Annotated in this window: 19 protein-coding genes; 11 read left to right on the top strand and 8 right to left on the bottom strand. The window is 68.4% G+C overall.

All coding sequences use genetic code 11. The annotated features are described in order from the left end of the window. Positions 1 to 70: 70 nt before the first annotated feature. Positions 71 to 799 carry an amino acid ABC transporter ATP-binding protein gene (locus ACIA8C_RS19745; RefSeq protein WP_397136594.1) on the bottom strand — a complete coding sequence of 243 codons (729 nt, stop codon included), beginning with the start codon at positions 797 to 799 and terminating at the stop codon, positions 71 to 73. On the opposite strand from ACIA8C_RS19745, the gene ACIA8C_RS19740 reads away from it, so the two are divergent. The 3 genes from ACIA8C_RS19740 to ACIA8C_RS19730 all read left to right on the top strand — a co-directional run bounded on the left by ACIA8C_RS19740 (position 783) and on the right by ACIA8C_RS19730 (position 3,597). Next, positions 783 to 1,058, top strand: coding sequence for a hypothetical protein (locus tag ACIA8C_RS19740; protein ID WP_397136600.1), 276 nt, complete (start codon positions 783 to 785; stop codon positions 1,056 to 1,058). The genes ACIA8C_RS19745 and ACIA8C_RS19740 overlap by 17 nt on opposite strands. Positions 1,059 to 1,169: 111 nt before the next feature. Then, the gene (miaB, locus tag ACIA8C_RS19735) at positions 1,170 to 2,729 is read left to right on the top strand and encodes a tRNA (N6-isopentenyl adenosine(37)-C2)-methylthiotransferase MiaB (RefSeq protein ID WP_397136516.1); all 1,560 of its coding nucleotides are present in this window, start codon (positions 1,170 to 1,172) and stop codon (positions 2,727 to 2,729) included. A gap of 292 nt (positions 2,730 to 3,021) precedes the next feature. Continuing rightward, entirely contained in the window at positions 3,022 to 3,597 is a 576-nt protein-coding gene (locus ACIA8C_RS19730) for a hypothetical protein (protein ID WP_397136592.1), read from the top strand. Between the two features lie 140 nt (positions 3,598 to 3,737). On the opposite strand, the gene ACIA8C_RS19725 is transcribed toward ACIA8C_RS19730, so the two are convergent. After that, complete coding sequence (locus ACIA8C_RS19725) at positions 3,738 to 5,099, bottom strand: DUF349 domain-containing protein (protein ID WP_397136514.1); 1,362 nt, start codon at positions 5,097 to 5,099, stop codon at positions 3,738 to 3,740. Positions 5,100 to 5,352: 253 nt separating this feature from the next. On the opposite strand from ACIA8C_RS19725, the gene ACIA8C_RS19720 reads away from it, so the two are divergent. The 6 genes from ACIA8C_RS19720 to ACIA8C_RS19695 all read left to right on the top strand — a co-directional run bounded on the left by ACIA8C_RS19720 (position 5,353) and on the right by ACIA8C_RS19695 (position 11,910). Continuing rightward, positions 5,353 to 6,102, top strand: a complete 750-nt coding sequence (locus ACIA8C_RS19720) for a hypothetical protein (RefSeq protein ID WP_397136512.1) — start codon at positions 5,353 to 5,355, stop codon at positions 6,100 to 6,102. A gap of 103 nt (positions 6,103 to 6,205) precedes the next feature. Then, entirely contained in the window at positions 6,206 to 7,138 is a 933-nt protein-coding gene (gene miaA, locus ACIA8C_RS19715; protein ID WP_397136510.1) for a tRNA (adenosine(37)-N6)-dimethylallyltransferase MiaA, read from the top strand. After that, positions 7,135 to 7,971: a TrmH family RNA methyltransferase gene (locus tag ACIA8C_RS19710; RefSeq protein WP_397136508.1), complete on the top strand. Its 837-nt coding sequence runs from the start codon at positions 7,135 to 7,137 to the stop codon at positions 7,969 to 7,971. Before miaA ends, ACIA8C_RS19710 begins: the two co-directional genes overlap by 4 nt. Before the next feature lie 32 nt (positions 7,972 to 8,003). Next, positions 8,004 to 8,906 (top strand): diaminopimelate epimerase, encoded by a 903-nt coding sequence (dapF, locus tag ACIA8C_RS19705; RefSeq protein ID WP_397136590.1) that lies wholly within the window; start codon positions 8,004 to 8,006, stop codon positions 8,904 to 8,906. A gap of 253 nt (positions 8,907 to 9,159) precedes the next feature. Then, positions 9,160 to 10,602, top strand: a complete 1,443-nt coding sequence (gene hflX, locus ACIA8C_RS19700) for a GTPase HflX (protein ID WP_397136588.1) — start codon at positions 9,160 to 9,162, stop codon at positions 10,600 to 10,602. Between the two features lie 402 nt (positions 10,603 to 11,004). After that, a complete protein-coding gene (locus ACIA8C_RS19695) occupies positions 11,005 to 11,910 on the top strand; it encodes a lysophospholipid acyltransferase family protein (RefSeq protein ID WP_397136506.1) in 906 nt (301 codons plus the stop codon). A 127-nt stretch (positions 11,911 to 12,037) separates the two neighbouring features. Here the strand turns inward: ACIA8C_RS19695 and ACIA8C_RS19690 are convergent, their stop codons facing one another. Continuing rightward, positions 12,038 to 14,041, bottom strand: coding sequence for an ArnT family glycosyltransferase (locus ACIA8C_RS19690; RefSeq protein WP_397136504.1), 2,004 nt, complete (start codon positions 14,039 to 14,041; stop codon positions 12,038 to 12,040). A 256-nt stretch (positions 14,042 to 14,297) separates the two neighbouring features. Here ACIA8C_RS19690 and ACIA8C_RS19685 point away from each other — a divergent pair, with 256 nt between their 5' ends. Both ACIA8C_RS19685 and ACIA8C_RS19680 read left to right on the top strand, forming a co-directional pair. Then, the gene (locus ACIA8C_RS19685) at positions 14,298 to 15,443 is read left to right on the top strand and encodes an acyl-CoA dehydrogenase family protein (protein WP_397136502.1); all 1,146 of its coding nucleotides are present in this window, start codon (positions 14,298 to 14,300) and stop codon (positions 15,441 to 15,443) included. A gap of 172 nt (positions 15,444 to 15,615) precedes the next feature. Continuing rightward, positions 15,616 to 16,182: a hemerythrin domain-containing protein gene (locus tag ACIA8C_RS19680; protein ID WP_397136500.1), complete on the top strand. Its 567-nt coding sequence runs from the start codon at positions 15,616 to 15,618 to the stop codon at positions 16,180 to 16,182. Positions 16,183 to 16,222: 40 nt separating this feature from the next. Here the strand turns inward: ACIA8C_RS19680 and ACIA8C_RS19675 are convergent, their stop codons facing one another. From ACIA8C_RS19675 to ACIA8C_RS19655, 5 genes are read right to left on the bottom strand one after another with little or no spacing between them, the layout of a single operon-like run. Then, positions 16,223 to 17,524 (bottom strand): UDP-glucose dehydrogenase family protein, encoded by a 1,302-nt coding sequence (locus tag ACIA8C_RS19675; RefSeq protein ID WP_397136498.1) that lies wholly within the window; start codon positions 17,522 to 17,524, stop codon positions 16,223 to 16,225. Continuing rightward, a complete protein-coding gene (locus ACIA8C_RS19670; protein ID WP_397136496.1) occupies positions 17,517 to 18,461 on the bottom strand; it encodes a glycosyltransferase family 9 protein in 945 nt (314 codons plus the stop codon). The genes ACIA8C_RS19675 and ACIA8C_RS19670 overlap by 8 nt, the downstream gene beginning before the upstream one ends. Continuing rightward, on the bottom strand, positions 18,458 to 19,147 hold the full coding sequence (locus ACIA8C_RS19665) for an SDR family oxidoreductase (protein WP_397136494.1): 690 nt from the start codon (positions 19,145 to 19,147) through the stop codon (positions 18,458 to 18,460). The genes ACIA8C_RS19670 and ACIA8C_RS19665 overlap by 4 nt, the downstream gene beginning before the upstream one ends. A gap of 16 nt (positions 19,148 to 19,163) precedes the next feature. Then, entirely contained in the window at positions 19,164 to 20,549 is a 1,386-nt protein-coding gene (locus ACIA8C_RS19660) for a PfkB family carbohydrate kinase (RefSeq protein WP_397136492.1), read from the bottom strand. Beyond that, positions 20,546 to 21,106, bottom strand: a complete 561-nt coding sequence (locus tag ACIA8C_RS19655) for an SIS domain-containing protein (RefSeq protein WP_397136490.1) — start codon at positions 21,104 to 21,106, stop codon at positions 20,546 to 20,548. Before ACIA8C_RS19655 ends, ACIA8C_RS19660 begins: the two co-directional genes overlap by 4 nt. Position 21,107 lies beyond the last annotated feature (1 nt).

Raw genomic sequence — 21,107 nt, 5'->3', positions numbered from 1 at the left:
TGCCGGTCGTGCTCGGGGGACGAGGCCGTCCCTCGGTTCGGCACGAGCTCAGCGGGTCGATCTCTATGTTTCAGTGGCTCAGAATCTTGCCGAGGAAGTCCTTGGCACGTTCGGACTTCGGCGCGGTGAAGAACACCTCTGGTTCGGCGTCCTCCACCACCTGGCCGTCGGCCATGAACAGGACCCGGTTACCCGCGCGGCGGGCGAAGCCCATCTCGTGGGTGACTACCAGCATGGTCATCCCGTCCTTGGCCAGCGAGACCATCACGTCGAGCACTTCCTGGACCATTTCCGGGTCCAGCGCCGAGGTCGGCTCGTCGAAAAGCATCACCTTGGGGTTCATCGCCAGTGCGCGGGCGATGGCGACACGCTGCTGCTGGCCACCGGACAGCTGGGCCGGGTACTTGTCGGCCTGGTTGCCGATGCCGACCCGGTCGAGCAGTTCCATGGCGTGCGTGCGCGCCGCGTCCTTCTTGACCTTGCGGACCTTGATCGGCGCGAGCATGACGTTCTCCAGGATCGTCTTGTGCGCGAACAGGTTGAACGATTGGAAAACCATGCCGACGTCGGCCCGTAGCGCGGCCAGGCCGCGGCCTTCGGCGGGCAGGGGGACACCGTCGATGGCGATGTCACCGGAGTCGATGGGTTCGAGGCGGTTGATGGTGCGGCACAGCGTCGATTTCCCGGAGCCCGAGGGCCCGAGAACAATGACTACCTGCCCCTTGGGGACTTCCAGGTCGATATCGCGCAGGACGTGCAATTCACCGAAGTGCTTTTGCACGTTGCGCATCGAGATCATCGGCACGCTGGCGGCGCTGGCGTCCCCGGTTGAAGCGATCCCGGTTGTATCGGGCGCGGCGGCGTCGTCGGTCATGGTCCAAGACTGTAAAGGCAAAATGTGGATTTGCCCGAGTTTCCGCGACACACCGTTTTGCCACGCCGAGATGACACGTCACGTTAACCGGATCGACCGGTTCGTCCGGATCGCCGGTTTTCTGGCCGCGTCCGGGCCTGCCACCGTCGCGCCATGCCTGATCAGGGGTGGTGCGGGTGAGTAAGGCCACAATCGCGACAGAGCGGGCCGACGTCCAACGCGCCGTCGTTTGGCGGCGCGTTCGCAAGATGCATGCCCCTAAAATTGGGGTTAAGCGAGCCCGTACCCTGGACCCGTGGAATCGATCGGACAGGCAGTGGTGACACCCACCCACCTCGCCTCTGAAGGCACCCGCAGCTATGAGGTCCGCACCTTCGGCTGCCAGATGAACGTGCACGATTCCGAACGCCTGTCCGGACTACTCGAGGACGCGGGCTACGTGAAGGCGGCGGCGGGGGAGACGGCCGATCTGGTCGTCCTCAACACCTGCGCGGTGCGCGAGAACGCCGACAACAAGCTCTACGGCACCCTCGGCCATCTGGCGTCGATCAAGGCTGACCAGCCGGGCATGCAGATCGCCGTCGGCGGCTGCCTGGCGCAGAAGGATCGCGGCGTCGTGGTGCGCAAGGCACCGTGGGTGGACGTGGTGTTCGGCACGCACAACATCGGCTCGCTGCCCGTCCTGCTGGAACGGGCGCGGCACAATGCCGAGGCGCAGGTGGAGATCCTGGAATCGCTGGAGGCGTTCCCGTCGAGCCTGCCCGCCAAGCGCGAGTCCGCGTACTCGGGCTGGGTGTCGATCTCGGTGGGCTGCAACAACACCTGCACCTTCTGCATCGTTCCGTCGCTGCGTGGCAAGGAGGTCGACCGCCGCCCCGGTGACGTGCTCGCCGAGGTGCAGGCGCTGGTCGACCAGGGCGTGCTCGAGGTGACGCTGCTCGGGCAGAACGTGAATGCCTACGGTGCCTCGTTCGCCGATCCGGACGAGGCGCGCGATCGTGGCGCGTTCGCCAAGCTGTTGCGGGCCTGCGGCGGCATCGACGGACTGGAGCGGGTGCGCTTCACCTCGCCGCATCCGGCCGAGTTCACCGACGACGTGATCGAGGCGATGGCCGAGACGCCGAACATCTGCCCGCAGCTGCACATGCCGCTGCAGTCCGGCTCGGACAAGGTGCTCAAGTCGATGCGCCGCTCCTACCGCAAGGCGCGCTACCTCGGCATCATCGAGAAGGTGCGGGCCGTCATGCCGCACGCGGCGATCACCACCGACATCATCGTCGGGTTCCCGGGGGAGACCGAGGAAGACTTCCAGGAGACCCTGGACGTGGTCCGGCAAGCGCGATTCACCAGCGCGTACACCTTCCAGTACTCCAAGCGCCCGGGCACGCCCGCCGCCGAGATGCCCGATCAGCTGCCGAAAGCCGTTGTGCAGGAACGCTATATGCGGCTCATCGCGTTGCAGGAGGAAGTCTCGCTCGACGCGAACCGCGAACTCATCGGCACCGGGGTGGAACTGCTCGTCGCCGACGGCGCGGGCAAGAAGAACGCCGCCACCGCCCGGATGAGCGGCCGTGCCCGCGACGGCAGACTGGTGCATTTCCGGCCGGGCGGCACACCCGAGTCGATCCGTCCCGGCGACATCATCACCGTCGATATCACCGAGGCGGCACCGCATCACCTGATCGCCGACGCGCCGATCAAGACGCACCGCCGCACCGCAGCCGGTGACGCGCACGAACAGGGCCGCACCCCGAAGACCGCACCGATCGGCGTCGGCCTCGGTCTGCCCCGCATCGGTGCCCCCGCGCCGGAACCGGTGGCGGCCGCGGGCTGTTCGACCGGTTGCGGCGCGTGAGTTCGCGAACCGCGGACATCGCCGAGGTACTCGGTCATGCTGTAGCCGAACGCGATACGGGTCGACGCGTAGCGCGCGAGACGGAACCGAGTATCCGCGAAGGGGAAGCGTGAACGACAAGCCTGGCGAAGACGGCTTCGTGGCCGGCGGCGCGGAGCCCAGCGATCAGCCCACGCATCGCGAACCTACTACCGGCGGTAGTGGGTCGGCCGAGGCGAACGAACCCGGTGATGGCACAGTGGACGCGGGCAGTACAGCGAACCACGAACAAGCCGAACGAAACGAGGGTTCAGTGAACTCGGTCGAGAGCAGCAACTTCGAGCAGTTCCGCGACGACCTGGACGCGGTGGAACGCCGCATCGCGGGCGAGATCGACCCCGGTGTGCGCGCCATGGTGGTGGCAGGCGCGGTGTTCGTCCTGCTGCTCTCGCTAGTGCTGCCGCATGCCGGTGGCGCGCGCGGTTTCGATGTGCTGCTCGGCACCGAGGCCGCCCGGTTGGAGCACATCGGGCTGCCGTCGCGGATCTTCGTCTGGTTCCTCGTCGTCTTCGGCGTCGGCTTCTCGACCCTGGCGCTGATGACCCGCCGCTGGTTCCTGGCCTGGATCGCGGTCGCTGGCACCGCCATAACGAGTGTGTTCGGCGTCTTCTCCATCTGGCACCGGCAAACCCCCGGCATCAACAACTACCACGGCGCGGGCCCCGCCATCGGCCTGATCCTCGGCACCATCGCCGCGATCGTGTTGACCTTCCACTGGATTCGCGTGGTCTGGAGCCGCACCACCCTGCAACTGGCCGCCGAAGAACAACGTCGCAACGCCTCGATCGCCGCCGAGGAACGCGACCGCCGCCGCCGAACCGGCGAGTAGGCAGGGTCAATAGCCGTTGTCCGGTCAGGCGGACACAGCGGCTGCTGCCCCCGCCCGTCACGAGCCCGGCGGCTGCCAGCGCAACTCTCGCCGCGCATGAGTCTGGCCTGAAGACGCGGTGAGGCGGAGAGGCGGACGAGCTAGCGGTTGGTGACTGCGCCTTCGGCCGCTTCGGCCCATTCGCGCCATTGTTTGGCCTGTTCGAGGGCTTTCTCGGCGTCGCGGGCCTTGCCTGCGGCTTGGGCCTTGGCTGCCTGTTCTTCGAATTGGGCTACCCGCTCGCGGAATTGGGCCGCGCGGGCCATGGCCTCCGGGTCGGTGCGGCGCCACTGGGCGTCGACGGCGTCGCGGACCCGCTTCTCGATGGCGCGCAGCTTGCCTTCCAGCTCCTGGATGCGTTCGCGCGGGACCTTGCCGATGGCGTCCCACTTGTCCTGCAGCTCACGCAACGAGGCGCGGGCGGCCTCCAGGCCATTGGTCGGGTCGATGTGCTCGTAGGCCTGCAGCAGCTCTTCCTTGGCTGCCGCGTTGGTGTCGAACTCGGCGTCGCGCTCGGTGACGGCGGCGTTGCGGGCGGCGAAGAACACGTCCTGCGCGCTCTTGAAGCGCCGCCACAGCGCCTCGTCGGCCTCGCGCGGCGCCCGGCCCGCGGCCTTCCACTCGGCGAGCAGATCGCGGAAGATGGCCGCGGTGCCGACCCAGTCGGTCGAGCCGGACAGTTCCTCGGCGCGCACGCACAGCTCTTCCTTGCGCGTCTTCGCGGAAGCGCGTTCCCGGTCGAGTTCGGCGAAGTGCGCACCGCGCCTGCGGTTGAACGCCTCACGCGCCTTGGAGTACCGCTTCCACAGCGCGTCGTCGACCTTGCGGTCAACGCCGCGGATCGACTTCCACTCGTCGAGGATCTCGCGCAGCCGGTCGCCCGCGGCCTTCCACTGGGTGGACTCGGCGGCGATCTTCTCGGCCTCCGCACACAGCGTTTCCTTACGCTCGGTGTGCTCGTGGCGCGCCTTGTCTTTCTCCTCCTTGGCGTGCGCGGCAGCCTCTTCGGAGTGTTCGGCGATCGCGGCAAGGCGCTTGGCCAGCCCGTCGATATCGCCGATGACGGCCGCGGTGGGCAGCGACTCGGCGAGGGTGACGGCGGCGGCCTTGGTCTTGCGGGCGTCCGCGCCGGCGGCCAGGCGGGCTTCCAGCAATGCGACTTCGGTGGCCAGATCGTCGAACCGGCGGCCGAAGTGGGCCAACCCCTCGGCGGCATCGCCGGCCTGCCAGGAACCGACCTGACGTTCGCCGTCGGCGGTCTTCACCCAGGCGGTGCCGTCGTCGTCGACCCGGCCCCATGCGCTCGGGTCGGAGGTGGTGGGCACCACGGGATGCGGATGCTGAGCCTGGCCCGGCGTCGCGTGCGGCTTTGGGGGTTGGATCGAGCCACCGGGTTTCGGGGCACCGGAAGAGCGCGGCATCGCGCCGGGGCTGGCTTTCGCGGTTCCGTTGCTGTCGGTCATTGCTCCTCGTCCCTGCCGCGCGTCACGGCTGCCTGGTTACGCCCTAGCTCATTCCATTGAACCCGGTTTGAGCCCTTGTGACCATCGACCCATGCCTTCACGTGGCGGAATCTCGGGGATTGCAACCCCTGATGACCTGGGTTGTAGCTCATCGAACAGTAGCAATCTCGACCAGCTTTGCGGCAGAGACACTCGAAGCCGGGCGGTACCCGGGGTGCGTAGGGGCGTCGCGCGCAACGGTTACGGTTACCACGTGTTCTCGATTGCCGCGCTGGTCCCGTCGCCACCGATCCTGGTGCCCGAGCTCTGTGGCGGCGCGACGGGCGCGCTTCCCGGGCAGCAGGGTGATCCGCGAGCGGTGCTGCGCGCGGCCGTGCTGGCCGCCGCGGAAGTCCTTGCGACAGTGACAGACCGCTGGACAGTAATCGGCACCGGGGCCGCCGACCAGGTGTTCGGTTCCGAGACGGTCGGTACGTTCCGCGGGTTCGGCGCGGACGTGCGGGTCGCGCTGTCGGCAGGCGCGACGGCCGAGCCGGATCCTCAGCATCCGCTGCCGGTGTTGATCGCCGGATGGTTGCGGGGACAGGTCGCGCCTGCGATCGATGCCGAGGTTCGCGTCATCGCCGAAGACACTCCGGTGGCGCGCTGCTTCGAACTCGGCGCGAAACTGCGTGCGGAATTGGACAATTCGGACGACCGGCGCGGGGTGCTCGTTGTCGCGGATGGTGCCGCGACGTTGTCGTTGAAGGCGCCCGGGTACCTCGATGAGCGAGCTGCCGCCGTGCAGGCCGAGCTGGATCGTGCGCTGGCCACCGGTGACCGGGCCGGTCTACGCGCCATGGATCCCGAACTGAGTGCGGAATTGGTGGTGTCCGGCCGGGCCGCGTACCAGGTGCTGGCCGGGTTGTTCGACACTGATCCGATGGTCGAGACGCGCTACCAGGCCGCGCCGTTCGGCGTCGGCTACGACGTGAGTCTGTGGCGCCCGGCGGAGTCCGCATGAGCGAGCGAATCATGGACGCGACGGCATCGGCACGTCGGGCGTCGGTGAGCCGCGATCGTGCGCGCGCACCGCGGGATGTCGTCGCGCACCACGGAGCCGAGTCATGAGCGATCCCGGCAGCACTCCGATCGCCGTCGTCGGCCCGACCGCCACCGGCAAATCGGATCTCGGCCTCGACCTGGCCGAACGACTCGGCGGCGAGATCGTCAATATCGACGCGATGCAGCTCTACCGCGGCATGGATGTCGGCACCGCGAAACTCACCGTCGAAGAACGACGCGACATCCCGCATCACCAGCTCGATGTACTCGACGTGACCGAAACCGCGACCGTCGCCGCCTACCAAGCCGCGGCAAGCGCCGACGTGGTCGACATCATGGCGCGCGGTCGCGTGCCGGTCATCGTGGGCGGCTCGATGATGTATGTCCAAGCGCTGCTGGACAAGTGGGAGTTCCCGGCCACCGACTCGGAGGTGCGCGCCCGCTGGGAGGCCGTGCTCGCCGAAGGCGGAGTCGAGGCGGTGCACGCGGCATTGCGCGCCGCCGATCCCGCTGCGGCGGCCACCATCCTGCCCACCGACGGCCGCCGCATGGTGCGCGCGCTCGAGGTCGTCGAACTCACCGGCCGGCCGTTCGCGGCTTCGGCACCGGAGATCGGTACGCCGCGCTGGGGCACGGTGATCATCGGCGTCGACCGCGACACCGCCGAACTCGACGAACGGATCGAGCGCCGCACCGAGCTGATGTTCGCCGCCGGTCTCATCGATGAAGTACGCACGCTGATCGAACACGGCCTGCGTGACGGCGTCACCGCCCGGCGCGCCATCGGGTACGCACAAGTCCTCGCGTACCTCGACAACGAATACGACTTGACGCACGCGCGAGAACGCACCCTGATCGGCACCCGGCGCTACGTTCGGCGGCAGCGCTCCTGGTTCCGGCGTGACCCGCGGGTGCGCTGGGTGGACGGCGCCGCCCCCGATCTGATGGCGACCGCGCTCGCCCTGCTCGACGAGAAAGAACGGACCCCGCAGTGACCCGACGTGTGAGCACCCGCAATGCCTCGGTCCAGGTGTGGCAGGCCTACCTGAACAACCGGACCAAACGCCACCGCGACGGGCGCTTCCTGGTGCAGGGCGTCCGCCCGATCACCCAGGCCGTCGCCAACGACTGGCCGCTGGAGACGCTGCTCTACCGCCTCGGCACCCCCGACCTGTCCCACTGGGCCAGGGAGCTGCTGGACACCAGCGACGTCCCGCAGGTCGGCCTGGTTCCGGAGTTGATGGCCGAGCTCGGCGAAAAGGTCGGCGGTATACCGGAATTGGTGGCCGTCGCGGTGTCGCGGCAGCAGGAGCTCGACGCCTTCGAGCCGGGGGAGCCCGGCGAGGACGCGCCCGTGGTCGTGGTGTTCGACCGCCCGAATTCGCCGGGCAATCTTGGCACGCTGATCCGGTCGGCCGACGCGTTCAGTGCCAGCGGCGTGATCGTCACCGGGCACGGTGCCGACCAGTACGACCCGCAGGCGGTTCGCGCGTCGACGGGCTCGCTGTTCGCGATGCCGGTGGTGCGTGCCGCCGGGGCCGCGCAGGTCCTCGAATTCCGCGACCGGCAGGTGCGGCGCGGCATCCCCACCCGGATCATCGGCACCGACGAGAACGGCGCACACGCCGCCTACGACCACGACTTCACCGAGGCAACCATCCTCGTCGTCGGCAACGAGACCAGCGGGATGAGCGCTGCCTGGCAGGAGGCCTGCGACGCCATGGTGCACATCCCGATGGGTGGCACCGCCAGCTCGCTCGGCGCGCCCTCGGCCGCGGCCGTCGCCCTCTACGAAATTTCCCGGCAGCGCCGGACGTTTGCCAAATGACGAGTAGGTAGGAGAACACGTACGTGTCGGATATCGAGTTCACCAAGGGGCACGGCACCCAGAACGACTTCGTGGTGCTGCCGGACCTCGAGGTTCGGCTGCAGCTCACCCCGGAGCGGATCAGCGCACTGTGCGACCGCCAGCGCGGCCTGGGTGCCGATGGTGTGCTGCGGGTGGCGCGGGCCGGCGCGTTGCGTGCCGCGGGTGTGCTCGCCGAGCTGCCCGCGGGGGTGGCCGAGACCGACTGGTTCATGGACTACCGCAACGCCGACGGCTCGATTGCCGAGATGTGCGGCAACGGCGTGCGCGTTTTCGCCCACTACCTGGTGTCGTCCGGCTTGGAGCCCGCGCACGAATTCGTTGTCGGCAGCCGGGCGGGTGGACGACCGGTCGTGGTGCACTCCGCGACCGCGGTCGACGGTGACGTCACCGTCGACATGGTCACGGTCGACATGGGCACCGTGCGCGAACTGGGCGAATCCACCGCGACCGTCGAGGGCTGGGCCTACTCCGGTATCGGCATCGACGTCGGCAATCCGCATCTGGCCTGCGTTGTTCCCGATCTGTCCGCCGACGGCCTTGCCAAACTCGATCTCACCGTGCCCCCCGGCTACGACCCTGACCTGTTCCCGCACGGCGTCAACGTGGAAATCGTGACGGCGCTCGCCGACGGGTCCGTCGACATGCGCGTCTACGAACGCGGCGTCGGCGAAACCCGTTCCTGCGGAACGGGAACCGTTGCCGCGGCCGCGGCGGCCCTGGCCCGCGAGGGCTTCCGGATCGCCACCGACACCGGCGAGGTGCGCGTCCGCATTCCCGGCGGCGAGGTCACCGTCGGGTTGGACAAGGGCACCGCATGGCTGCGCGGGCCGTCGGTGCTTGTCGCCTCGGGAGCCATCGCCGAGGGCTGGTGGCAGCACCTCGGATCGCTCTAGGCGCATCTCGTGCCGTCCCGAACGGAACTTGACCCACAACCCCCAACACGCTGTGCTCAATATCCGAATGCGCCATGTCGGTGCATCGTGGGATCATGGATCTTGTATGACGAAATCTAAAGTTTATGAATTCACTCCGGCCGACGACTTCACCGAGACGGCCGATGACGACATCCAGCTCGACGCTGCCACCGAGGGCGCTCCCTCCGACGACGCCGTCACCGGCGATGTCGTGGCCGAGCACGCCGCGCGGATGAAGCGGTCGGGCGGCTGGACGTCCGCCGAACCGACGGTCGGCGAGATGCAGCTCGACGAACGCAGCTCACTGCGTCGCGTCGCCGGGCTGTCCACCGAACTCACCGACATCACCGAGGTCGAGTACCGGCAGCTGCGCCTGGAACGGGTCGTGCTGGTCGGCGTGTGGACCACGGGCAGCGCGGCGCAGGCCGACGCGAGCATGACCGAACTGGCCGCCCTCGCCGAGACCGCGGGTTCCGAGGTGCTCGAAGGGCTCATCCAGCGCCGCGACAAGCCCGACCCGGCCACCTACATCGGTTCCGGCAAGGCCGAAGAACTGCGGGCCGTGGTGCTGGAAACCGGCGCCGACACCGTGATCTGCGACGGTGAGCTCACGCCCGCGCAGCTGACCGCGCTGGAGAAGGTCGTCAAGGTCAAGGTGATCGACCGGACCGCGCTGATCCTGGACATCTTCGCCCAGCACGCCACCTCCCGCGAGGGCAAGGCGCAGGTCGCGCTCGCTCAGATGGAATATATGCTGCCGCGACTGCGCGGCTGGGGTGAGTCCATGTCCCGGCAGGCCGGTGGTCGCGCGGGCAGCAACGGCGGTGTGGGTCTGCGTGGTCCCGGTGAGACGAAGATCGAAACCGATCGTCGCCGTATCCGCGAGCGAATGGCCAAGCTGCGCCGCGAGATCCGCGAGATGAAGACCGCGCGCGACACCATGCGGGCCCGCCGCACCTCCAGCGGCATCCCGTCGGTGGCGATCGTCGGCTACACCAACGCGGGCAAGTCCAGCCTGATGAACGCCCTCACCGGTGCTGGTCTGCTGGTGCAGGACGCGCTGTTCGCCACCCTCGACCCGACCACCCGCCGCGCCGATCTCGACGACGGCCGCGAGGTCGTGTTCACCGACACCGTCGGTTTCGTCCGGCACCTGCCGACCCAGCTGGTCGAGGCGTTCCGGTCGACGCTGGAGGAAGTGACGGGCGCCGACCTGCTGCTGCACGTGGTCGACGGCTCCGACGCGCTGCCCGCCGAACAGATCAAGGCGGTCCGCGAGGTGATCACCGACGTCATCAAGGAGCAGGGCACCTCGGCTCCGCCGGAACTACTGGTGGTCAACAAGATCGACGCCCTCGACCCGATGGCGCTCACCCGCCTGCGCGGCCAGCTCCCCGACGCGGAATACGTCTCCGTCCGCGCCGGCCTCGGCATCGACGCCCTGCGCGATCGTCTCGCCGAGGTACTTGGCGGCCTCGACGCCGAAATCAGCATCCTGCTCCCGTACAGCCGCGGCGACCTGCTCGCCCGCATCCACGCCGACGGCCGCATCATCGACTCGACCCACGAGGAAGGCGGCACCCGAGTCCACGCCCGAGTGCCCCACTCCCTCGCCGCGGCCCTGTCCGAATACGCCCACGCCGGCGGCACCGTTACTCCAGAAACTAACGGCTAGCCCCTCCGCGACATCGAACGGGACATGACGGCGCGCTCACTCGCACTTTGCCGCCGCCATGTCCCGCTCGGCGAACCGGCTGTCGCGTCGGCCGAACCGCGCAGATTACCGGTCTGTCACCCCGCGCATGGTTTGTGTCGGCGCGCTTGGCTGGCTCTCGGTTGGTTGTGCTGGCGCACATGCGTCATGCCGCGCGCACATGTTGTGCTGATGCGGATGGAATTGCCAGCAAATTTGGGCGCGGGACGCGGAGGGGTGCGCGGCAGGCAGGCGGTGGTTTTGGGGGCGGGAGAGCGGGCGCCGAGTTCATAGCATACCGGCCGGACTGTGTTGGCGCTCACATTCGATGCGGCACAGTGGATTTCGTTACGGTATCGTTCGTGTCGACATCAGGAGGGATGTATGTCGCACGACCGTGTTGGCTCGGCCGATTCCGCGGATAAGGCGTCCGGTGTGCTGTTGCGTGACAAGCCGGCGCTCAGCGACGGTGCCCCGCTGGCGGTTTCGCTGACCGACAGCGATCTTCGGGTAATCGAGGCGCTGCTGTCGCCGCTGCGCGCGTGGACCAGCCCGCGGTTCTACGGCCTCGACAACATCCCGGCCGACGGGCCCGTCCTGCTCGTCGGCAACCACAACCTGATGGGCGGCATCGATGCCCCGCTGCTGCTGCCCGAGGTGCTGCGCCGCCGCGGCCGCCTCATCCGTGGCCTCGCCGAACACGTACTCATCGGCGTCCCCGGCCTGCGCCACTTCCTGCACCGCTACGGCGCGGTCCGCGGCACCCGTGGTAACTGCCTGGCCCTGCTGAAGCGCGGCGACGCCGTCATCGTGTTCCCCGGCGGCGGCCGCGAGGCAGTGCGCCGCAAGAACGAGAAATACGTCCTTAAATGGGAGGGTCGCACCGGCTTCGCCCGGATGGCGATCGAAGCGGGCGCACCCATCGTGCCGATCGCGATGATCGGCGTCGACGACGCCTACGACATCGTCATCGACGGCGACCATCCACTCCTACGCCCCTTGCGCTGGACCGTAGCGGCCCTCGGCATGAACCCCGAGCTGACACCCCCACTGCTGCGCGGCCTCGGCCCGACCATCCTCCCGCGCCCCGAGCGCTTCTACTTCTCCGCAGGCACCCCCATCGACCCGGCCCCCTGGCGCGACGCCGACGACCTCACCACGGCCGCAAAGGAACTACGCGACGTCACCCGCAAGGCCCTGGAGGAGGAACTGAAATTCCTCTTCACCGAACGCGACCGCGACTCCGGCCGCACCCTCGTCGGCCGCCTACGCGACCGTCTCCGCCGCTAACCGACCCCGCGCCGCCCGACCTGGCGCCGCGGTGAAGCTGCCGCACCCTCCCTGATTCTGCGCACCGAGAATCGCATGCGAATTTCGGTGCGGCACATCAGAAGTGGTGCGGCTGGTGGGTTGCCCGCTAGTTCGGGTGCGGGGTGAGGTCGTATACCGCGATGTTGCCGATGTGGGTTGCGGTGTAGTGGTGGCTTACCCACTCCGCGATTTCCGGTTTTCCGGTTACCTGCCACGGCTTTTCGGGGGTAGACGGTGTGGTTGTGGCGCCGGGCTGGCCGCCGACTTTCCACGACGCGGGTAGCTGCATCTCCTGCACCAGGTAATAGGTCAACTCATGGTCGGCCACGATCTTCTGGAACTCCTCTAGCGTTGGTACGGGGTCTTCGGCCGCGAAACCGCCGATGGCGATCACCGGGGTGCGGCTGGCCAATTCGAGTGCGGCGGCGATCGAGCCTCGGTCCACCGCGGCCGACCATTTCGTCGTGCTGCTCATCAGCATCGTGACGAGCTGCGGATTGGTGAACGCACCACCGTCGGCGAAGTTCTGCGTCTGCCGGTGGATCAGCGCCGCGATCCCGGTCTCGACGGGTTTGGCCGGTCCGACAACGGGACTGCGGCCGACATGGGCCTGCGGCAGCGTGGCCGCCGCGTAGGCCGTCGATCCGCCCAGTCCGGCGAACACCCCGACGACGACCAGAATCGCGGTAGCCCTGGTCCGCGCGGCACGCCAGCCGGCCGGCACCGGAATCGCGGCAACCAGCAGCCCAACCGCCGCCACCGCCGCCGTCGCGGCGACGGCCCAGCGTACCCACGGCAACCAGTCCGAATTGCGTTGCAGCACAACAAAAGCCCACAGCCCCATGGTCAGGATCAGCGCGGCGGCCCCGAGCTTGCCGAGCAACTCGTCGCGCCGCAGCCACAGCTCATGCACCCCGACCGCGACCATCCCGGCGGCGGCGGGCGCGAGGGTCAGCGTGTAGTACGAGTGCTCGATGGCCTTCATCGCACTGAAGGCCCCGCCCATGGTGATCAACCATAACCCGAAAACCAATGCCGCGCCGCGTATTTGATCCGTGCGCGGCGCGCTCCACCTGGATATCAACACCACAACGAACGACAACAGGGCGGCAGGAACCAGCCAGGAAATCTCGAACCCGCTCTCGCCGACGAACAATCGCCCGACCCCGGGCGCACCGAAATCGTTGAAGCTCTGCAGTAATCCGGGCGGCGTCTGATAGCCGGACGGCAACGCGATCTGCCCGGTCGCCGGAGTATGGCCGAGGAACCGGCCGAATCCGTTGTAGCCGAAGACGGAATCCATAAAGCTGTTGTCGGTCGAGCCGGCGAGATACGGCCGCGACGAGTCGGGCCACAGTACGGTCAGCAACACATACCAGCCCGCCGAGACGACCAACGCTGCCGCAGCACCTACCAAGTGCCACAACCGATTCCGCAGTGAGGTCGGCGCGACGATGAGGTACGTGATGCCCAGCGCGGGCAACACCATCAATCCTTCGAGCAACTTGGCCAAGAACGCGAACCCGAGCGCGACACCGGCCAACATCAGCCACCGTCCGTTCGCCCGCTCCAGCGCCCTGATCGTGCAGTAGCCGCCCGCGGTCATCAGCAACACCAACACCGCGTCCGGGTTGTTGAACCGAAACATCAACGCCACCACCGGCGTAACCGCCAGCACCACCCCGGCCAACAGCCCGGCACCCCGATTGCCGGTCGCTCGCGCCACCGCCCCGTACGTCAACCCGACCGCGGCCACCGCCATCAAAGCCTGCGGAATCAGCATGCTCGCACTGCTGAAGCCGAACAACTGCCCGGACAGTCCCATCACCCACTGCGAGACGGGCGGCTTGTCGACCGTGCTGAAGTTGCTCGGATCCAGCGACCCGAACAGCAGCGCCTTCCAGTCCCGCGACCCCGCCCAGGTCGCGCCCGCGTAGAAGTTGTTGCCCATGCCGTTGACGGTGATGCGCCACAGGTATGCGATCGCGGTACCGAGCAGCAGCACGGTCAATCCGAGACGTTCCACCGGCCGGGCCGGTGGCAGGGTTGTCGGACTGGGGGTTGAGGCGACGGAACCGGTCGGAGCCGTCGCGATGAGGGTCGCCGCCATCGCCCCACCGTCGCACGCTGATGTTCACCAAAAGTTGGACAGCGGGTTAACACAGCGTCGGAATTCTGTGGTCGAGGACACTGCGCGCGCCCGAGCGGTTTGTCGAGAATCTCGCCCTTCTTCCGCGCTACTCCACGGCGCGCCTGGTTAACCAACGATTCCGCCCCAGAAGTGAACTGGCATTCTCGTTCCGGGTACCGTATGAGGCAATGACGGGTCGGTGTGGACCGGCCGGTGTGGTCACTAGGAGGTTGGTGTGGAGCGCACACTGTTCGAACCCGAGCATGATCTGTTCCGGGAGTCGTTCCGCAAGTTTCTCGATCAGCACGTCGCGCCGAACCACGCGAAGTGGGAAGAGCAGGGGATTGTCGACCGCGCGGTGTGGCTCGAGGCGGGCAAGCAGGGCTTCCTCGGCATGGCCATGCCGGAGGAGTACGGCGGCGGCGGGGTCAAGGACTTCCGCTACAACGCGATCGTGGCCGAGGAATCGGTTCGTGGCCAGTACTCCGGCCTCGGCTTCGCCCTGCACAACGACGTGATCGCGCCCTACCTGTCCGAGCTGGCCAACGAGGAGCAGAAGCAGCGCTGGCTGCCCGGCTTCTGTTCCGGCGAGATCATTACCGCGATCGCGATGACCGAGCCCGGCACCGGTTCCGACCTCCAGGGCATCAAGACCCGCGCGGTCCGCGACGGTGACGACTGGGTGCTCAACGGCGCCAAGACCTTCATCACCAACGGCATCAACGCCGACATCGTCATCGTGGTCGCCCAGACCGACCCGGAGAAGGGCGCGATGGGCTTCAGCCTGCTCGTCGTCGAGCGCGGCATGCCCGGCTTCGAGCGCGGCCGCAACCTGGACAAGCTCGGCCTCAAGGCGCAGGACACCGCCGAACTCAGCTTCACCGACGTCCGGGTGCCCGCCGCCAACCTGCTCGGCCAGGAGGGCGCGGGCTTCATCCACCTGATGCAGAACCTGCCGCAGGAGCGCCTGTCCATCGCCGTGATGGCCGCCGCGGCCATGGAAGCGTGCCTGGACATGACCATCCAGTACGTGCGCGACCGCAAGGCGTTCGGCAAGCCGATCGGCACCTTCCAGAACACCCGCTTCGTCCTGGCCGAACTCGCCACCAAGACCACTGCCGTCCGCGTCCTGGTCGACCGCTTCATCGAAGACCTGAACCGCGGCAAGCTTTCCGTCGAGGACGCCGCCATGGCCAAGTGGTGGAGCACCGAGGAACAGGTCGAACTCATCGACCGCTGCCTTCAGCTGCACGGCGGCTACGGCTACATGAAGGAATACCCGATTGCCAAGGCGTACATGGACGCTCGCGTCCAGACGATCTACGGCGGCACCACCGAGATCATGAAGGAGATCATCGGGCGCAGCTTGAAACTGTCCTGACAGGAGGCGGGCAGCTCGGTGGTGATCCTGTGGCGAGGTGCTGACGGCGCAGGGGCCCGAAGGTCTTCGACACCAACGGTTCCGGTGTGTCGTTTGCCACTGTGCCGGTGGGGTACGGCGTCGGTAGACGGCTATCAGCCCAGCCGTCGATGCCGATCGGGAGATATCAATCATGGCCACACAACGCATCGAGAGCACTGCGGATGTCATCGACTTTCTGCTGGAACAGCACAACCGGATTCGTCAGCTCTTCGCCGAAACCACCGACGCGGTGACCCCGCAGGAGCGGGAGCAGAAGTTTTTCGAGCTGCGCCGCCTGCTGGCGGTGCACGAGACCGCGGAGGAGGAGATCGTCCATCCGCGGGCCCGCCGCGAGCTCGATAACGGCGACGCCGTCGTGGACGCCAGGCTGCACGAGGAGCACGAGGCGAAGAAGGCGCTGTCCGAACTCGATGAGATGGACGTGTCCACACCAGAATTCGTGGCCAAACTGGCCGCGCTGCGCGACGCGGTACTCAACCACGCCGGGCACGAGGAGAGCGAGGAATTCAAGCAGCTGCGCACCCAGCTCGACCAGAACGAGCTCGACCGCATGCGTAAGGTCGTCGAATTCGCCGAGAAGACCGCCCCCACTCGGCCGCATCCGGGCGTGGAGTCCGCGCCGGCGAACATGTTCGCAGGCCCGTTCGTCGCGGTACTCGACCGGGTGAAGGACGCGATCAGCAAACCTCAGCACTGACAACGGTTTTCGTCGCCGCGAGGGCGCGCCGAAAGTAGCGCTACCTCGCGGTGCCGGTGCCGAGCAAGGTGAAGCCGGTGCCGGTCAGGACCCGATCGTCGAGCAGGTTGCGGGTGTCCACGATCACCGGCTGGTCGACGCAGGTCTCGAGTTTCGGCCAGTCCAGCGAACGGAACTCGGGCCATTCGGTGAGGATCACGAGCGCGTCGGCGTCCTTCGCGGCCAGGTACGGGTCGTCGACCACGCGGATGCCGAGGTCGGGACAGTCCGACTCGGGAACGCACGGATCGTAGGCCGTTACCGTGGCGTCGTGCCTGCACAGCTGCCGCGCGACCGCGACGGCGGGCGACTCGCGCAGATCGCCGGTCCCGGCTTTGAAGGCGAGGCCGAGCACGCCGATCCGGGAACCCGACAGCGAGCCGTCGACCGCACCGGTGACCGCGCGCCGGATCTTGCGCATCACCAGGGCGTGCTGATGATCGTTGGCGCGCAACGCATCCCGGACCAGCGCGAAATCCACTCCCGCCGCCTCCGCGGTCCGCAGCAGCGCGCGGGTGTCCTTGGGCAGGCACGAGCCGCCCCAGCCGGGGCCAGGCGCAAGGAAGGCCGGGCCGATCCGATCGTCCATGCCCATCGCGGTGGTCACCGTGCCGATGTCGGCGCCGACCTGTTCGCACAGTTCGGCCATGGTGTTGACGAACGAAAGCTTCACCGCGAGAAACGCGTTGCTGGCGTACTTGGCGAGTTCCGCGCTGGCCGGGTCGCTGCGCAGCACCGGCGCGCCGGTCTCGGCGTAGAGCGCGGCGACGCGGTCGGCCGCATCCCGATCCGGTGGTTCGGCGCCGACGACGATGCGGTCGGGGCGCAGGAAGTCCTCGACCGCGTGACCCTCCCGCAGAAATTCGGGATTACTGACGACCGTCAGCCCCGCCGAGCCGGACATGGCGGGGATGCGCGCCGCGGTCCCCACCGGCACGGTGGACTTGGTGACCAGCACGCAATCGGGGGACAGGATGGTGGACAAAGTGTGCAGCGCCTGTTCGAGGACGCTCAGGTCGGCCGTTCCGTCGGGGCTCATCGGCGTGGGCAGGCACAGCAGCACCACTTCGCATTCCCGCAGTGCCGTCGGGTCGGCGGTGAAGCCGAGACGGTGCTCCGCGAGGCCCTCCCGGACGAGTTCCGGCAGGCGCGGCTCGACGATGGAAACCGTTCCCGCGCAAAGCTGTTCGACCTTGGCCACGTCGTTGTCCACACAAACCACATGGTGTCCGAGGTGGGCGAGGCAGGCGGCGCTGGTGAGGCCGACGTACCCGGCGCCCATCACTCCGACTCGACTACCCATGGCGTACCTTCTCTCCGAGCAGATCAGATGTGGCGGTCAGCACTTGTTCGGGTCGCAGCATGAGCAGCCCGGGGTCCGGGTGGTCGTCGTGCGGATCGCCTGCGCGTCCGGCCCACAGGGTGAGGTGGTGTTTCGCGTCGGCCGGCGGACCCCACCGGTGCGGCGGTGTCGGGCCGAACAGCAGCACCGACGGGGTGTCGAACGCGGTGGCGAGATGCCCTACACCGGTGTCGCCGCACACGATCAGGGCCGCGTCCGCCACCAGCGCGGCGAGTTCGGCCAGGTCGGTGCGTCCGGCGTAGACGGCGTGCGGCGGTAGGCCGGCCAGTTCGGCGACGGCGTTCGCCAGCGGCACTTCGTCCGGCGCGCCGGTGATCACTACGCGGTGGCCGTCGGCGGCGAGTTCCCTTGCGACGCGGGCGAATCGGTCGGGCGGCCAGCGGCGTGCTGGGAAGGCCGCACCGGGATGGATCACGATCGCGTTCGACTCGGCGGCGGGCCGAGCGGGTGCGGGCAGTAGCAATGCGGTGGGGTCGGCGTCGATCCCGCCGTAGCGCAGCAGCCGACACCAGCGATCCACCTCGTGCAGGTCCGAACGCCACTCGGGACCGGGCAGCTCGGGAAACTCCGAATGACGATGCGTCAGCAGCACTTCCGGTTGCGCGGCCAGCAGATCGCGCAGGCTTTCGGGCCCGCTGCCGTGCAGGTTGACGGCCAGTCTCGGCGGCTCGTCCGGCCACCGCAGCGCACCCAAACCCGCGGTCGGCAGTAGTTCGTCGACGGCGTCGATGAGGTCGACCAAGTCGCGCAACGCTGCCGGGGCGGCGAGGACCACCCGGTCGTCCGGGTAGGCGCGGCGGATTCCGCGCAGCGCGGGCACGACGGTCAGCAGGTCGCCGAGGCCGAGCGCGCGGAGCACGAGAATGGAGCGGGTCAAGGCCACGATCCTTCGACCGACGCGCACACCACCATTTCCCTGACCTCGCAGCCGGGCGGCTGGCTGAGCGCGAAAACCACTGCGTCGGCGACGTCTTCGGGCTGGTTGAGTTTCGCGTCCGGCGGCGGCTTGTACTGCTCGTCGCGGTCGTCGAAGAACGCCGTGTGCATGCCGCCGGGGATCAGCAGGGTCACGCCGACGCTGCCCGCGGTTTCGGCGGCGAGTGCCCTGGTGAATCCGACGACGCCGAATTTCGAGGCACAGTAGGCGGTCGCGTCCCCCACCGCCTTGATGCCGAGGGTGGAAGCACAGGTCACCACCGTTCCCTTGCTTTCCCGCAGGGCAGGCAGGGCGGCCCGGACCACGGCCACGGTGCCGAGCAGGTTGACCCGGATCACGTTCTCCCACTTCGCCGTCGGCACCTGATCCAGTGCGCCGCAGGCGTCGGTTCCGGCCGCGGTGAACACGCCGTCGATGCGACCGCCCGCGCGCTCGACGAGTTCGCGCACCGCCTGTTCGGCGGCCGCGGTGTCGGCGAGGTCGGCGCACACGTAGTCGACGGACGCCTCGGGCGCAACCCGATCGATGACGTAGGGGGTGCCCCCGTTTTTCCGGACAGCGGCGGTCACCGCCGCGCCGAGCCCGGACGCGCCGCCGGTGATCAAGATATTGCCAAGGTTTCGCATCGCGCTCCTTCGTCGGTCAATCGTGGGACTGGGCCGCGGCGACCAGCCGCGACGTCGAGTACCCGGGAACAGTGGGAATCAACGCGATCTGGCCGCCGTAGCCGTGGACCACCTCGGCCTCGGGCAGATCGGCGCCGGAGTAGTCGCCGCCCTTGACCCAGATGTCGGGGCGAAGGCGGTCGAGCAGCGCGCTCGGTTCGGACTCGTCGAACACGGCGACGGCGTCCACCGAGGAAAGCTCGGTGAGCAGCCGCGCCCGGTCATGGGCGGTGACGATCGGGCGGGGCGCGCCCTTGAGCCGCCGCACCGAGGCATCGGAGTTGAGGCACACCACCAGCGCGTCGCCCATCGCGCGGGCCTGCCGCAGCAAGCTCACATGGCCGGAATGCAGCAGATCGAAACAGCCGCCGGTGGCCACCAGTCGGCCGCCGCGCGCCCGCACCCTGGCCGCGAACTCGAACGCCGACCGGTCCGGTTCGGTGTCCTCGGCTTCGGTTGCGGGGGAGGCGCTTTCGCAGGTCGATAGATTCGCGGCACCGCCCGAGGCGACAAATCCGGCGGCCACGGCCACCGCGTGCGACACCGCGTCCGCCACCGTGGCGCCGTCCAGCAGCGCGACCGTCGCGGCCGAGGCGAATTGGTCGCCAGCGCCGCAGGTGTCGGAACGGAGGTGTCCGGCGATGCGCACCTCGGCGGGCACCGGGACCACGCGAAGCCGCTTGCCGTTGGCGAGTACCGCACCGCTGGATCCGGTGGTGACCGCGACGGAATCCGCGGTCCACTCGTCGCGCAGCACCTTCGCCAGTTCGTCGGGCTGGTCGTAGCCGGGCGCGAATTGGCGCGCCTCGGCGAGGTTCGGCGTGATGAGCGACGCACCCCTGGTCGGCGCCGGGCCGCGCGGATGCGGATCCCACACCACCGGGATTGTGCTGGCCAGTTCGGTCAGCAGCCGCCGGATCCGCGGATGCGCGGCGACGCCGCGGCCGTAGTCCGCGACCAGGATGGCACCGGCCCCGCGCAGGGTGCTGGTCACCGAGTCGCTCACCGCACCGGCATCCGCCGTCCCGCCGCCGGTGTCCAGCCGCAACAGCGACTGACCGGCGGCGCGGACGCGAGACTTGCGAATCGTCTCTCCGCGCAACGCTATCGGCACCACCCGCACATGCTGGTCGAGTAGCCGGGTGAGGGTGCGGCCGTCCCGATCGTCGGCGGTCGCCGTGATGAGCGAGACCTCCGCCGTCGCCCGCGCGGCCAGCAGCGCGGCCAGGCCGGCGCCGCCCGGGCGGATCCACTCACGTTCCACGTCGACGACGGGCACCGGCGCCTCGGGACACAACCGCTCGGCGACACCGTCGATGTCGACGTCGAGAATGGTGTCGCCGAGCACCACCAACGGCTTCACGTGGGTATCCCGAGTGCTTCGTCGAGCGCTGTGCACAGTGCGTGCACCAGAACCAGATGCACCTCCTGGACGGTGGCGGTGCTCGGCGCGTCCACCGCGAGCGCGTCATCACACACTGCAACAAGGGGATTGGGTGCCGGCCCGGTCATCGCCCAGGTGGTGACGCCGATGTCCTTGGCCGCCTTCGCCGCGGCCACCACGTTCTGACTGGTGCCACTGGTGGACAACAGGATCAGTACGTCATCGGCTCTGCCGTGCGCCCGGACCTGACGGGCGAACAGTTCGTGCTCGCCGTAGTCGTTCACGATCGCGGTGCCCGCCGAGGTGTCGGCGTGCAGGGCGATCGCCGAGAGTGGGCGTCGTTCGTTGCGGAAGCGGCCGACCAGCTCGCCGGTCAGGTGCTGGGCTTCGGCGGCGCTGCCGCCGTTGCCGCAGGCAAGCAACCGGCCGCCGTTGTCCAGCACTTCGGCCAATTCTCTTCCCCACCTACGGATTTCGGTGGCGAAGCTGTTGCGTTCCAGTGCTGTGCGCAAAGCCGCGAAATGCTCCTCGATCATG

The organism is Nocardia sp. NPDC051321, assembly GCF_044455225.1.
Classification (GTDB): Bacteria; Actinomycetota; Actinomycetes; order Mycobacteriales; family Mycobacteriaceae; genus Nocardia.
Note: the sequence above shows the minus strand (reverse complement) of the source record. Positions and strands in the feature narration are given on the sequence as shown.